The following is a 13,907-nucleotide window of genomic DNA, read 5'->3' as shown; positions in this document are numbered from 1 at the left end:
CCCTGCCGGACGCCCGGGTTTCTTTGTCGAACCCGTGGCACCAACAGGGAGCACACTAGCAGGGGAGGATGAGTCCCCGGTTAATCGGGAAACCTGTCAGAACAGCCGCTCGCGGATGTAGATGGTGTCTCCCGGCCGGACAGGGTCCGTAATGGGGACACGGCCGTTCAGGATCTCGCCATTGATCTGCCGGGTGATCTCGGCACCGGCCTGGTCGGCCCGCGGCGAGAAGCCGCCGGCGGTGGCAATGGCGTTCTGGACGGTCATGCCCGCCACGTAGGGATACTGTCCGGCAGCCTGGACCTCGCCCATGACGAAGACCGGGCGGTACTGGTCCACCTCGACGGAGACATCCGGATCGCGCAGGAAGCCCTTGCGCAGGGAGGCGGCGATGGCTGCGGCCAGCTCCTGCTGGGTGCGGCCGCGGGCTGGCACGCTGCCGATCAGGGGCATCGAGATATAGCCAGCCTGATCAACGACATAGGTGTTTGTCAGGTCGGACTGACCGAAGACGATGATGCGCAGCCGGTCGCTGGAATCGAGCCTGTAGGGCTGCGTCAGCACCTCGTGAAAGGCGGAGGGTGGGCGCTTGTAACCGCTGCATCCGGCAAGCGCGACTGCGAGAGCAAGAAAGACGAGCGGGCGGGCAAGCATCTGCGACTCCTGAACTGGCTGGCCTCACCGTCGCAAATCATGGTTAATAGCAGGTGAATGGTATTTTGCGGTTTCTGCGCGGGTTAATTTGATCTTAATAAAGGTTAATTCCGTAAATGCCGGCGCGGTGAGGGGCTTAAGGTTTCCCTTACCATGTTTTTGCATAGTTGCTCCGAAGCCGTTCGGAGTTTCTGTGATGAGTTCGAGGCACGACATCTATCAGCCGCAGGACATGGCCCTGGACCTGACCGCCCTGATCCGGGCGCTGGGGCGGGCGCAGCGCTGGCTGTTGCCGTTGGTGATCGCTGTTGCCCTGTCCGTCGTGATCGGGCTGCAGTTTGTGCCGCAGAAGTTCACCGGCGAAGCCAAGATCCTGATCGAAAGCAGCAATCCGCTCTATCCCGGGGCCGGGCGCGGTGCCGAGGACGAGCGTGCGCTGCTCGACAACGAGGGCGTGACCAGCCAGGTCCAGCTGATGTCCTCGGTCGATCTGGCCCGCCGGGTTGCCCAGCGGCTCGATCTGGCGTCGATCCCGGAATTCAAGGCGAACGGCACCGGGGGAACCCTGCAGAACGCGCTTGTTCTCCTCGGCATCCTGACCGACCCGGCGCGAATCTCCCCCGAGGAGCGGGTGCTCAAGCATTATTTCAAGAACCTCGACGTCTACCGGCTGGATGGCTCCCGCGTGATCGCGGTCGAGTATCAGGCGACCAGTCCGGAGCTGGCGGCCCAGGTCGCCAACACCATTGTCGACGAGTACCTGCAGATGCAGTCGATGGCCAAGCGCGAGAGCCGTGAGGTCGCGGCAAGCGCGCTGGAGCCGCAGATCGACCGGCTGCGCCAGGACGTGCAGGTCGCCCGCAAGGCTGTCGAGGACTTCCGCGCCCGCGCCGACCTGCTGGTGGGCAACGACAACCTGACGCTGAACCAGCAGCAGATGTCGGAGATCAGCACCGAGCAGTCGGGCGCCGAGGCGGCTGCGGCCGAAGCCGAGGCCAAGGCCCGGCAGCTGCGCCAGCTGCTGTCTTCCGGCGGCTCGCTGGAAAGCGCCAGCGAGGTGCTGAATTCCGGCCTGATCCAGCGCCTGCGCGAGCGGCAGGTGGAGCTGCAGTCCCGCATTGCCGAACTCTCGACCACGCTGCTGCCGGGGCATCCGCAGCTGAGGGCGCTGTCGTCGCAGCTCGCCGATTATGACCAGCAGATCCGGGGCGAGGCGCGCAAGGTGCTTGCCGGTCTGGAGACCGACGCGGCCGTGGCACGCCAGCAGGCCGAAGCGCTGCGCAACCGGCTGGACGAACTGAAGGCCGCGGCGGCCCAGTCCAACTCCGACCAGGTCCGCCTGCGCGAGCTGGAGCGGGAAGCCGATGCCAAGGCCGCCCAGCTCGACGCGCTGCTGGCGAGCTATCGCACCGCCGACACGGGCCGCAATGCCGAGGCGCTGCCGGCCGACGCCCGCGTGATCTCGCGGGCAGGGGTGCCGATCGAGCCGTCCTCGCCGAAGGTCATGTTCTTCACCATCGCCGCCTCGCTGGCGACCTTCGTGCTTGGCTGCGCCTTCGTGATCATGCGCGAGTTCCTGCGCGGCGACGTGCTGCGCCCGCTCGAGCCGATGGACACCTACGAGGCTCCCGTTGAGATTGCCCGCCCCCAGCCGGTCACCGGGGACAGGAGCGCGGCCGCGCCGCCCGCGCGGGCGGATGACGAACCGGGTCTTGCCATCGCCGGGAGCGACGACGGGATCGACGACGACGGGATCGGCCTTGACCGGGATGAAGACGGCGGGCTTGACGGGGAAGGGGATCTGCCCGAGCCCGAGGATCTGCCGCGCCGCCGGGAAACCGCCGCAGGCGAGGCAGCCGCACTGGCTGCCGCGCGCCTTGCCGACCGGGATGACAGCGTCGATGCGGTGCCAGCCGAGCCCCTGGGCCGCCGTGCCGCGCCTGACCGGACCGGAGAGCGGACCGCTGAGCGCTTTGCCGAGCCGGTGACGGCCCGGTCCGAAGCGGAGGCTCGGCCGGAGCGCGCCCGCCCTGCCGCCGCCGATCCGGTGACCCGCCGCGAGGCCGGGAGCGCCGCCCGGCGCGTCGAGCGCCTGACCGAGAGCGTGGCCATGCCGGACGCGCTGCGCGCCGCTGCAGCCACGGCCACTGCTGCCGCTGCCGCCAAGGCTGCGTCCGGACCTGCCGCGAGGGCTGTGTCGGGGCTGCGGCGCACGGTGGTCGTCAGCGCCGCCGAGCCGCAGCTGTCGCATCAGCTCGCCTTCCAGATGGCGCGTCAGGCTGCGGATGACGGTGACATGTCGCTGCTGATGGAAGTGTTCCCCGACAGCGACGACCCGGCCGCGGCCGCAGGCTTCTCCGACCTGATCGCCAGCAACGCCTCCTTCTCCTCGGTCATCTACCGGGATGCCGGCTCGCGCGCGCACATCATCGAGGCCGGCCGCCTGCCCCTGCCGGACCGCCAGGTGGATCCGCGTCGCTTCGCCCTCGTGCTGGACGCCATCGACGCCACCTACGACCGCATCGTGATCGATCTCGGCCGGTGCAAGGACAGTGCCGCCGCGGCCGAGATCCTTGCCTTCGCCGATCAGGTGATTGTCGCAAGCCGGACCGGCATCCATGCCGCGCGGCTGGCAGAGGTTCTGGATCTGGTTGCCGCGCTGACGGAAGCCGACGTCACCGTGCGGCGTGTCGCTGCCAGCTCCAAGGCCGCCTGAGCCGGCAGCGCCGGCCCCTTAGAGCCGCATCCGCCCCGCAGGGTCGCCTGCGGGGCTTTTTTCATGCCCCGCGCCGGGCGCCGAGCCGGCGCAGCGACCGGATCAGGGACCACAGGCGCGGCGAGGCGCGCAGGCGGCGCTTGCCGGCGCTGAGGCCCGCCGCCACCGCCCCCGCGAGCCGGCCGGCCGTGCTGGTGGCAAGACTGATGTCGCGCAAGGGCAGGGGATCGGTCCAGGCCTGCTTGTAGCGTTCGTCGCCGAGGCCGAGGTCGAGGGTGTCCAGCGACGGGTCGCCGGACGCCGCCTCGATCAGCCCGGCGAGCAGCAGCACGCCCGGGCTGTGGGGCAGGCTGTCGTCCTGGGCAATGCTGTTGGCATAGGCATGCAGCGTGGTCCCGCTCTGGCCGGTCAGATAGGTGGCGCGGATGACGCCGCCGACCCGCAGGAGCGCGGCCGTGAGCACCGGCGGCCGCCCGTCGGCGGGAGCAAGGAGGGCAGCGACGAACCCGGCCAGCGCCGGATCGCCGAAGACATTGGGAATGCCGGCGGACGCCGCGCGGGCGGCGCGCTGCGCGAGGAAGGCTGCAAGCGCCTCCGCACGGGCCTCGGGACTTGTCGCCGTCTCGACGACCACCGGACCGAGGCGGGCCAGCGCCTTGCGCTTCTTGTCGAGCTTGCGCCGGGCATCGCGGTCGTGGCGCCGGCGCAGCAGCGCGTCATAGGGAGCTCCGAGCGGCCCGGCATGGACGCTATTGACGCTCGCCTGTCCCGGCAGGTCCGCCATGGGATGGGGCCGGCCGGCCCAGGTTTCGGGAATGTGCTCGAGCCGGACGAGATCGGCGCCGGCGCCCCGCGCGATCTCCCGCAGGCAGCGCCCGGCCTCCCCGGACGTGAAACAGGCATAGGTCTCAGGCGCCCAGACGCCGGTGTTCTGGTTGCCGTGGCGAGCGCCCAGCCACGAAAGACGGCGCAGGGGAATGCCAAGGCTGCGATCCTCGACCAGGGCGAGCGGCCAGAGGAAGGCGGTCTCGCCGTCGCGCCGCCCGAGGGCGAGGAGCGGCCGGTGCGCCAGAGGGGAGCCCACATGCGCCTGCCAGGCCGCGAGCCAGTCATGCCGGTGATACAGACAGGACAGCCCGCCGGATTCGAGCGCCAGCCAGCGGGGCGCCACGGAGCCGAGGTCGTCATGCAGCTCGATGTCGTAGCCGGCCACGGACAGGACGGGGGCAAAACGGGGCGTTTGGCCGGTCTTGTCTGCCTGGGCCATGAGTTCCTGTCGTCCCGACGCGCAATTGGTGCAGCGGAGCATTGCAACAATCTCTAAAAAAAGCGTACTTAGGCGCGCAAGTGCAGTGTCCGGAGCGACGATGGATTTCAGGCGGCGGTTCTTTTCGGCGAGCTTCTGGGTGTTGCGCAACACCTGGCTGCCGCGCCTCATGGCCCCGCTGACCCGTGGTTGCGGCATCATCTTCACGTTGCACAGCGTCCGGCCGAAGTCGGATGACCCGTTTCAGCCCAACGCCCATCTGGAGATCACGCCCGAGTTTCTGGGTCAGGTGGTCGATGTTCTGGGCCGCCACGGCTACCGCATCGTCTCGCTGACGGAGGCGATCGATCGCCTCGCGCTCGGCTACGGCAACGAGCGCTTCGCGGTGCTGACCTTCGACGACGGCTACCGGGACAACCTGGAACAGGCCTATCCGGTGCTGAAGGCCCTCGGCGTTCCGATGACCCTGTTCATCACCTCCGGCCTGATCGACCGGACCTCCGAGCTGTGGTGGGTGGCGCTGGAACGGCTGATCCGCGAACGCGACCGGCTGACCGCCTCGGTGCAGGGCGGCCTGACCGAACTGCCCTGCGGCACGCCGGAGGAGAAGGCCACCTGCTTTTCCGTGCTGCGCGACGTCCTCATCCGCGAGACGGACGAGCGCGAGCAGCGGGCGCTGGTGCGCAAGCTGGCAGCCGGCAACGGTCTCGATCTGGCAGCGCTCGCCGGCGAGTTGATGATGTCCTGGGACGACCTGCGGGCGCTGTCGCGCGACCGGCATGTCACCATCGGCGCGCATACCCATGACCATTTCGCGCTTGCCCGCCTGTCCGAGGCGGAGGCGCGCGCGGATGTCGAGCGCGGCATGACCCGCATCGAGGCGGAACTGGGCCTGCGGCCGCAGGTCTTCGCCTATCCCTATGGCGATCTCGACGCCGCGGGCGCCCGCGAAGCGCGGCTGATTGCCGAGCTGGGCTTCCAGGCGGCCGTGACGACCCGACCCGGCGTGCTCACGTCCGCCCATGCGCGCGACCTGATGCACCTGCCCCGTGTGTCGCTGAACGGGCATTTCCAGGATCCGGTCTACGTCGAGGAATACCTGACGGGGGCTCCCTTCGTCCTGTTCCGCGCCGCCTCCGGGCTCAGCCGCGCTGTTTCCCGCCGCGCTGCATCCACCAGATGATGGCGCCGGCCGGAATCACCCACACCAGTCCCGCCACGGCGAAGAAGCCGAAGCGCACCAGATGCGACGACTGTTGCAGCGTCATGTCGCCGATGACCATGGCGACGAGGGCATAGACGACGACGAACACGACCAGCGCGACCATGCCGATGAACTTGCGCAGCGAAGGCATCGAGAAACTCCCTGTGTGTCGGCCTGCTCATAAACCGCATGACCCGCATCCCGCCAGCCCTCCCTTCCGCGGTCCGGTCCAGGTCGGCGCCCGATCAGGACCGGCTCCGGCCCGGTTTAGGCCCGGTTCCGGCCCGGTTCCGGCGTGATTCCGGCGTGGCTCCGGCCTGGCTCCAGCCTGGGCCCGACCCGCAGCGTCGCAATGTCGCAAGGTCGAGACAGCCGTGCGGGGGCCTGTCGGGAGGGGCGGGTCTTGCCCCGTCCTGCGGGGACCTATATCCCAACGCCTCATACGTCAAATCCCGGACGCAAATAAAATGGTCTTGTCTGCTGCTGCCGCGCCCGTCGCGGCCCTGACGCCCGCGCAGGTGCGCAACCGCACCCAGATCCGCTTCTGGCTCTATGGCATCTGCCTGCTGATCCTGGCCATGGTGGTCGTGGGGGGCGCCACGCGTCTCACCGAGTCCGGCCTCTCCATCACCGAGTGGAAGCCGATCCATGGCACCATTCCGCCGCTCAGCGAAGCGGAGTGGCTCGAGGAATTCGACAAGTACCGCCAGATCCCGCAGTACCAGCTCATCAACAAGGGCATGAGCCTGGACGAGTTCAAGTTCATCTTCTGGTGGGAATGGGCGCACCGGCAGCTCGGCCGCTTCATCGGCCTCGCCTATGCGCTGCCGCTGGCCTTCTTCTGGGCCACCGGCCGGATCGAGCGCGGGCTGAAGCTGCCGCTGCTGTTCGGTCTCTTCCTCGGCGGCCTGCAGGGGGCGGTCGGCTGGTGGATGGTCGCCTCCGGCCTCGTCGAGCGCACGGACGTGAGCCAGTACCGGCTCGCCACCCACCTGACCCTGGCCTGCATCATCTTCGCCTATGTCTTCTGGATCGCGCGGCGCCTTGCCCCGCATACGGAGGCGACACCGCGCGATGCGGATCTGTTGCGCCGGGCCGGCTGGGCCGTGATGGGTCTCGTTGTGCTGCAGATCTTCCTGGGCGGCCTCGTCGCCGGCCTCAATGCCGGTCTCACCTTCAACACCTGGCCGCTGATGGACGGACAGTGGGTGCCCGCCGGTCTCCTGGCGATGGAGCCGGCCTGGAAGAATTTCTTCGAGAACGTGATGACGGTGCAGTTCCAGCACCGGATCGGCGCCTATGTGCTGATGGCGGCGGTCGTCGCGCTGCTGGTGATGACGCTGAAGCGCAACGCCCACAAGGGGCTCCGGGCCACGGTGATGCTGCTGACGGGGGTGATCTTCGCCCAGGCGGCCATCGGCATCACCACGCTGCTGCTGCATGTGCCGCTCGACGTGGCGCTGCTGCATCAGGCCATGGCGGTGATCGTGCTCGGCATGGCGGTGGAATATCTCGTCCGGCTGAAGGGCGAGGCGCCGCTGCGCAGCTGATTCAGTTTCTCAGAATCAGGATGTGAGGCACCCGACTCGATTTCTTCGCTGTTGCGCCGAAGGGATTCATTTCCAACGAAAAAGCCCCGCCGGATCGCTCCGGCGGGGCTTTCATGTTTCAGATGAGCCTGGCGACGATCAGCCCGGCAGCTTGGCCAGCGCCTGGTCGAGGTCGGCGATGATGTCGGCGACATCCTCGAGGCCGATCGACAGGCGCACCACGTCCGGACCGGCGCCGGCGCGCGTCTTCTGCTCGTCGGAGAGCTGGCGATGCGTGGTCGAGGCCGGGTGGATGATCAGCGAGCGGGTGTCGCCGATGTTGGCCAGATGCGAGAACAGGCTGACGCCCGAGACGAGGGCAACGCCCGCGTCATAGCCGCCCTTGACGCCGAAGGTGAACACCGCGCCGGCGCCCTTCGGGCAGTACTTCCTGAAGAGGTCGTGGCCCTTGTCGCCCGGCAGGGCAGCGTAGGACACCCATGCGACCTTGGGATGGGTCGACAGGTACTCGGCCACCTTGAGCGCGTTGTCGCAGTGACGCTGCATGCGCAGCGGCAGGGTCTCGATGCCGGTCAGGATCATGAAGGCGTTGAACGGCGAGATGGCGGGGCCAAGGTCGCGCAGGCCAAGCACGCGGCAGGCAATGGCGAAGGAGAAGTTGCCGAAGGTCTCGTGCAGCACCATGCCCTGGTACTCCGGACGCGGCGAGGACAGGAGCGGATAGCGGCCGCTGGCCGACCAGTTGAACGTGCCGGCATCGACAATGACGCCGCCCATGGAGTTGCCGTGGCCGCCCATGAACTTGGTCAGCGAATGCAGGACGATGTCGGCGCCATGCTCGATCGGGCGGATCAGGTACGGCGTGGCCAGCGTGTTGTCGACGACGAGCGGCACGCCCTTCTTCTTGGCGATGGCCGCGATGCCGGCGATGTCGGTGACGATGCCGCCCGGGTTGGCCAGGCTCTCGATGAAGATCGCCTTGGTGGTCTCGTCAACGGCGGCCTCGAAGGCGGCAAGGTCCGACGGATCGGCCCAGATGACGTTCCAGCCGAAGCTCTTGAACGAGTGATTGAGCTGGTTGATCGAGCCGCCATAGAGCTTGGTCGAGGCAACGATGCTGTCGCCCGGGGTCATCAGCGTGTGGAAGGCAAGGAGCTGGGCGGCGTGGCCGGAGGCGACGGCCAGGGCGGCGGTGCCGCCTTCCAGTGCCGCAACCCGCTCTTCCAGAACGGCGGTTGTCGGGTTGGTGATGCGGGTGTAGATGTTGCCGAAGGCCTGCAGGCCGAACAGCGAGGCGGCGTGGTCGACGTCATCGAAGACGAAGGACGCGGTCTGGTAGATCGGCGTCACGCGCGCGCCGGTGGACGGGTCCGGCTGGGCGCCTGCATGGATCGCCAGCGTGGAAAAGCCCGGAGTTGCGTCAGTCATTCCATCCTCCCGAAGAACTGCAAGGGGTCTTGCCGGATCGGGAGTTTGGACGAGGGGCAGGCGAAGGTCAAAGACAGCTTTTGCGGGAAACGCTGCCTCGCGGGCATGTTTTGCTCCACCTTTCCAGCGCACGCAACGTCAGCCTTGCGCGCCGCGCTGCCTCACTCCGAGGGCGTCGCGCCATCGGGCAGTCCGCGATGCTGGAACCCGTCGGCGAGCACCGGGCGCCTGGAGGAGAGGCTGCGGGAGTTGACGCCCATCCAGCCGATCTCGCCGGAGAGCCGGCCATATTCGATCTTCGGGCAGCGGTTCATGATCACCGTGAGCCCGGCAGCCTCGGCCTTGGCTGCAGCGTCCGCATGCTCGACGCCGAGCTGCATCCAGATGACCTTGGGACGCGAGGGCAGGCCAAGAGCCTCCCCGACGATGCCGGGCACCGCATCCGACGCGCGGAAGATGTCGACCATGTCGATGGCGGCAGGGATGTCAGACAGGCGCCCATGCACCGGCCGGCCGAGCAGCTCCTTGCCGGCAAGGCCCGGATTGACCGGCCAGACCTCGAAGCCCTTGGCAATGAGGTACTTGGTGACGAAGAACGACGGCCGCACCTCGTTGGCGCTCGCCCCGATGATGGCAATGGAGCGGGTCCCGGACAGGACGCGCCGGATCAGGTCATCGGAATAGTCGGGCATGGGCTCACTCTCCCCGCCACTCGGGCGCGCGCTTCTGCAGGAAGGCGGTGATGCCTTCCTCGGCGTCGCGGGTGAGCATGTTCTCCACCATCACCGAGGCGGCGTAGTCGTAAGCTTGCGCCAGCGGCATCTCGAGCTGGCGATAGAAGGCCTCCTTGCCGATCTTCAGCGTCAGCGGCGACTTCGACGCGATCACCTCGGCGTATTTCTGCACCACCTGGTCGAGATAGTCGGCCGGAATGATGCGGTTGATCAGGCCGAAGGACTTGGCGGTCGAGGCATCGATCGATTCGCCCGTCAGCAGCATTTCCATCGCCTGCTTCGGGCTGGCATTGCGGCTGAGGGCGACCATCGGCGTCGAGCAGAACAGGCCGATGTTGACGCCCGGCGTGCAGAAGGTGGCGGTGTCGGTGGCCAGCGCCAGGTCGCAGGAGGCAACCAGCTGGCAGCCGGCGGCGGTGGCAACCCCCGTGACCACGGCAATCACCGGCTTCGGCAGGCGGACGATCTGCTGCATCAGATCCGAGCACTGGCGCAGGATCGCCTCGTAGGTCGCCCGGCCCCCGTCGCTCTCCGCCCGTGCGGCGGTCAGCTCCTTGAGGTCGTGGCCGGCACAGAACACCTTGCCCTCGGCGCCAAGGAGGACGACACGCACCTCCGGATCCTGCCCGGCCAGGGTCAGCTCGGCGGCAAGCGCGTCCATCATCTCGCGCGACAGGGCGTTCATCTTCTCCGGCCGCTGCAGCACAAGGCGCAGCACGCCCTTGTGCAGCAGCTTGCCGACGGGCGGGCGCGGCGCGGAAGAGGCAGAAGAGGCGGAAGCAGAAGCGGTCATGCGGGGATCTCGGTCGGAAGTCGGTCCGGAACGGGCCTATCAGCAAGCTGGAAACGGCACAAAGGATAGCTGGCCGAAGGGGGGAGGAACAGGGGCTTGCGGGGGGGCGCCCGGCTCCCCTAGCGTTTGCCTCAGGGCAAACCGGGGAAGGGGAGACAGCAATGCAGCCCGTGATGAGCGTGGCCGAGGTGGAGGCCTTTCTGGTCCGCGAGTTTCCGCAGATCTATCTTGACGGTCCGCTCTACCGGGTGGAAAGCCTCGCGCCGGGGGTGGCGGCGATGCGGTTCACCGCGAGCGAGCGGCACCTGCGGCCCGGCGGCACGGTGTCGGGCCCCGCGATGATGGCGCTCGCAGACCTTGCGGCCTATGTGGTGATCCTCGGCCATATCGGCCCGGTGGCGCTGGCGGTGACGACGAACCTCAATATCAACTTTCTCAGGAAGCCCGCGCCGGGCGATCTCATCGCCACCTGCCGCCTGCTCAAGCTGGGCAAGCGGCTGGCCGTGGTCGACTGCGCCATCGCCGGCGAGGGAGAGGCGGCACTGGTCGCCCATGCGACGGCGACCTATTCGGTGCCGCCGGAGCGCTGAAATTTGCGGTATTCTGTTACCGTTTTTGTAAAGCATTGAATTTGCTTTATTTTTACGGGCAGGTCGCAAATGTTTCGCCTTGACGTTTCTCCGGCGAACGCGTATCACCCTGCCCGAACACACGGTACGGCAAGACGCGGGTTCCGCCTCCCTGTCCGCACCGGTCTGGTTTCACCGATCAATCATGGATCAACACAGATGAAGACCTTCTCTGCCAAGCCGGCTGAGGTCGAAAAGAAGTGGATCTTGATCGACGCGGAAGGCATGGTTGTGGGCCGTCTGGCTGCCTACATCGCCAGCCACCTGCGCGGCAAGCATCTGCCGACCTTCACGCCCCACGTCGATTGCGGCGACAACATCATTGTTGTCAACGCCGACAAGGTTGTCCTGACCGGCCGCAAGTACGAGAACAAGAAGTACTACTGGCACACCGGTCATCCGGGCGGCATCAAGGAGCGCACCGCGCGCGCCATCATCGAGGGCCGTTTCCCGGAGCGCGTGCTCCAGAAGGCCGTCGAGCGCATGATGCCGGGTGGCCCGCTGTCCCGCCGCCAGCTGAAGAACCTCAAGGTCTATGCTGGCCCGTCCCATCCGCATGATGCCCAGACGCCGACCCTCGTCGACGTCAAGAGCCTCAACGACAAGAACGCGAAGAGGGCTTGAGCATGGTCGAGCTGAACTCCCTGGACCAGCTGAAGGGCGCCGTTGCAACGGCCGCCGCTGACGCCCCGGTTCACGTCCAGAAGCTGGACGCGCACGGTCGCGCCTATGCCACCGGCAAGCGCAAGAACGCCATTGCCCGCGTCTGGGTCAAGCCGGGCACCGGCAAGATCACCATCAACGGCACCGAATACCAGGCGTATTTCGCCCGTCCGGTGCTGCAGATGATCCTGCGTCAGCCGGTCATGCTGACCAACCGCGATGGCCAGTACGACATCGTTGCCACCGTCACCGGTGGTGGCCTGTCCGGTCAGGCCGGCGCCCTGCGTCACGGCATCTCCAAGGCCCTGACCCACTACGAGCCGGAACTGCGCGCCATCCTGAAGAAGGAAGGCTTCCTCACCCGCGACAGCCGCGTGGTCGAGCGCAAGAAGTACGGCCGTGCCAAGGCACGTCGCTCGTTCCAGTTCTCCAAGCGCTGATCCCTCAGCGGCTTGCCAGAGCGCAGACAAGACCCGCCGGTGCACGCCGGCGGGTTTTTTCGTCTGATAAGCCCCCGGGCCGGCGTCGCGGCGGTTGCCGCGCGGTCCCCGCGCGCCCTAGCATGATTACATGTCGTGACCGAAACGGCCCGGCCCCGCCCCGCCTGACATGACCTGACCGGTGCCTCGGGCCGCCTGGCCGAACCTGAAGGAGCAAGACGCGTGCACGCCTGGGAGAAGCCCGTGCTGAGGCTGGATCCGGCCAATGCCCCGACGGCCATCGCGCCGGCCTTCCAGCCGGTCGAGGCCCTCGTCGGGGGATTTGCCCTCACCGACTTCAACGATCCCGCCCGCGCCCGCGCCTACGCCGACGCGCTCGACCTGTGGCCGCATCTGGCCGGGGCAGGGGAGCCGACCGCGACCGACCCTCTGGCGGAGCTGCGCGACGGGGTGGAGAAGGCCGACCCGCTCGGGCCGGTGCTCGGCGACCTCTGCCGCCTGCACTGGCTGGCGCTGCGGCGGCGCAGCGTCTCGGTCCTGGAGTTCGGCAGCGGCTTCAGCACGGTGATCCTCGCGCATGCGATGCGGCTTCTCGCCGGCCATTTCGACGGCTGGGCCCGCCGGCACCTGCGCACCGAACAGCCGTTCCACGTGCATGCGGTGGAGGAGGATCCACGCTATCAGGCGCTGACCCGGGAGCGGCTTGGCCCCGCGCTGCAGCCCCATGCCACGGTGACACGCAGCAGTGTCGAGCTGATCACCCACGACAACCGCTTTGCCACCGTCTATTCCGAGCTGCCCAACATCGCCCCGGACCTGATCTATCTCGACGGCCCGTCGCAGTTTGCCACCACGGCACGCCTCAACGGCTTTTCCATCGCAAGCCCCGAGCGCATGCCCATGTCGGCCGACATCCTGCGGCTGGAGTTCTTCCTCGAACCGGGCTGCGTGCTGATTGTCGACGGCCGCACCCAGAACGCCCGCTTCCTGCGCAGCTATTTCCGCCGCGCCTGGGCCTATCACCACGACCGCGCCGGCGACATCCACCTGTTCGAGCTGCAGGAAGAGCCGCTCGGCCCCATCAACCAGCGCCGCCTCGACTTCTCCCTCAGCCAGGGCTGGCTGCTCTAGCCCCCACCCGCCGCCGCCATTGTCATGCCGGCTTGCCGGGTTCAAGCCCTCGCTGTCGCCCGGACAGATTGGCTGGCTCCCGGATCGGCGTCTCGCTGGCGCTCACCTTGTCCGGAATGACGGGGGGATGGCGATGGTCGGAACCAGCCTTTGCAATAACGACTGATCTTTTGGGACAGGGTGACAGCCCACCCTCCGCCGTCATCCTGGACCAGCTGAGCGCAGCGAAGCGCAGATCCAGGGCTTGTCCCGGGCCTGACCCGGGAGCCAGACATCAGCCGCGCGGAGCGCGACAAGACCGGTTCACGGGGCTCGGCGAGGCAGTACCGATGGTGCGTTCGCTGACGCTCACACAGGTGCGCTGGATTCCGGATCAGCGGTTTGCTGGCGCTCACGTTGTCCGGAATGACGGGGAATGCGATGGCTGGAACCAGCCTTTGCAACCACGACTGATCTTTTGGGACAGGGTGACAGCCCACCCTCCGCCGTCATCCTGGACCAGCTGAGCGCAGCGAAGCGCAGATCCAGGGCTTGTCCCGGCCCTGACCCACTACGAGCCGGAACTGCGCGCCATCCTGAAGAAGGAAGGCTTCCTCACCCGCGACAGCCGCGTGGTCGAGCGCAAGAAGTACGGCCGTGCCAAGGCACGCCGCGCGTTCCAGTTCTCCAAGCGCTGATCCCTCAGCTGCTTGTCAGAC

General features: G+C 67.6%; 13 protein-coding genes and 1 pseudogene. 8 read left to right on the top strand and 6 right to left on the bottom strand.

The features are described from left to right. Positions 1 to 96 precede the first annotated feature (96 nt). A complete protein-coding gene (locus GWI72_RS07770) occupies positions 97 to 654 on the bottom strand; it encodes a polysaccharide biosynthesis/export family protein (protein ID WP_161673519.1) in 558 nt (185 codons plus the stop codon). 196 nt (positions 655 to 850) lie between these two features. Between GWI72_RS07770 and GWI72_RS19910 the strand changes: the two genes are divergently transcribed. Continuing rightward, a complete protein-coding gene (locus GWI72_RS19910) occupies positions 851 to 3,370 on the top strand; it encodes an exopolysaccharide transport family protein (protein WP_179956035.1) in 2,520 nt (839 codons plus the stop codon). Positions 3,371 to 3,431: 61 nt separating this feature from the next. Here the strand turns inward: GWI72_RS19910 and GWI72_RS07760 are convergent, their stop codons facing one another. Next, positions 3,432 to 4,637, bottom strand: coding sequence for a GNAT family N-acetyltransferase (locus GWI72_RS07760; protein WP_161708288.1), 1,206 nt, complete (start codon positions 4,635 to 4,637; stop codon positions 3,432 to 3,434). Between the two features lie 100 nt (positions 4,638 to 4,737). Here GWI72_RS07760 and GWI72_RS07755 point away from each other — a divergent pair, with 100 nt between their 5' ends. Then, entirely contained in the window at positions 4,738 to 5,820 is a 1,083-nt protein-coding gene (locus GWI72_RS07755) for a polysaccharide deacetylase family protein (RefSeq protein ID WP_161673514.1), read from the top strand. On the opposite strand, the gene GWI72_RS07750 is transcribed toward GWI72_RS07755, so the two are convergent. Next, on the bottom strand, positions 5,780 to 5,992 hold the full coding sequence (locus tag GWI72_RS07750) for a DUF2842 domain-containing protein (protein WP_179956034.1): 213 nt from the start codon (positions 5,990 to 5,992) through the stop codon (positions 5,780 to 5,782). The genes GWI72_RS07755 and GWI72_RS07750 overlap by 41 nt on opposite strands. A 316-nt stretch (positions 5,993 to 6,308) precedes the next feature. On the opposite strand from GWI72_RS07750, the gene GWI72_RS07745 reads away from it, so the two are divergent. Next, complete coding sequence (locus tag GWI72_RS07745) at positions 6,309 to 7,391, top strand: COX15/CtaA family protein (RefSeq protein ID WP_161673512.1); 1,083 nt, start codon at positions 6,309 to 6,311, stop codon at positions 7,389 to 7,391. 138 nt (positions 7,392 to 7,529) lie between these two features. Here GWI72_RS07745 and GWI72_RS07740 read toward each other — a convergent pair whose 3' ends face one another. The 3 genes from GWI72_RS07740 to GWI72_RS07730 all read right to left on the bottom strand — a co-directional run bounded on the left by GWI72_RS07740 (position 7,530) and on the right by GWI72_RS07730 (position 10,346). Next, positions 7,530 to 8,819 carry an O-acetylhomoserine aminocarboxypropyltransferase gene (locus GWI72_RS07740; RefSeq protein ID WP_161673510.1) on the bottom strand — a complete coding sequence of 430 codons (1,290 nt, stop codon included), beginning with the start codon at positions 8,817 to 8,819 and terminating at the stop codon, positions 7,530 to 7,532. Between the two features lie 161 nt (positions 8,820 to 8,980). Further along, positions 8,981 to 9,511 (bottom strand): CoA-binding protein, encoded by a 531-nt coding sequence (locus GWI72_RS07735; RefSeq protein ID WP_161708287.1) that lies wholly within the window; start codon positions 9,509 to 9,511, stop codon positions 8,981 to 8,983. Between the two features lie 4 nt (positions 9,512 to 9,515). Then, complete coding sequence (locus GWI72_RS07730) at positions 9,516 to 10,346, bottom strand: enoyl-CoA hydratase (RefSeq protein ID WP_161708286.1); 831 nt, start codon at positions 10,344 to 10,346, stop codon at positions 9,516 to 9,518. 161 nt (positions 10,347 to 10,507) lie between these two features. Between GWI72_RS07730 and GWI72_RS07725 the strand changes: the two genes are divergently transcribed. The 5 genes and pseudogenes from GWI72_RS07725 to rpsI (GWI72_RS07705) all read left to right on the top strand — a co-directional run. Then, on the top strand, positions 10,508 to 10,936 hold the full coding sequence (locus tag GWI72_RS07725; protein WP_161673504.1) for a PaaI family thioesterase: 429 nt from the start codon (positions 10,508 to 10,510) through the stop codon (positions 10,934 to 10,936). A gap of 198 nt (positions 10,937 to 11,134) precedes the next feature. Then, positions 11,135 to 11,599, top strand: coding sequence for a 50S ribosomal protein L13 (gene rplM, locus GWI72_RS07720; RefSeq protein ID WP_161673502.1), 465 nt, complete (start codon positions 11,135 to 11,137; stop codon positions 11,597 to 11,599). A 2-nt stretch (positions 11,600 to 11,601) separates the two neighbouring features. Continuing rightward, on the top strand, positions 11,602 to 12,078 hold the full coding sequence (gene rpsI / locus GWI72_RS07715; protein WP_161673500.1) for a 30S ribosomal protein S9: 477 nt from the start codon (positions 11,602 to 11,604) through the stop codon (positions 12,076 to 12,078). Between the two features lie 222 nt (positions 12,079 to 12,300). Then, positions 12,301 to 13,209, top strand: a complete 909-nt coding sequence (locus GWI72_RS07710; RefSeq protein ID WP_161708285.1) for a hypothetical protein — start codon at positions 12,301 to 12,303, stop codon at positions 13,207 to 13,209. Positions 13,210 to 13,736: 527 nt separating this feature from the next. After that, a pseudogene (rpsI, locus tag GWI72_RS07705) lies at positions 13,737 to 13,886 on the top strand (30S ribosomal protein S9); the annotation flags it as partial. Between the last annotated feature and the right edge of the window lie 21 nt (positions 13,887 to 13,907).

The organism is Pannonibacter sp. XCT-53 (genome assembly GCF_009915765.1).
Classification (GTDB): Bacteria; Pseudomonadota; Alphaproteobacteria; order Rhizobiales; family Stappiaceae; genus Pannonibacter; species Pannonibacter tanglangensis.
This window is presented reverse-complemented; position numbering and strand designations above follow the sequence as displayed.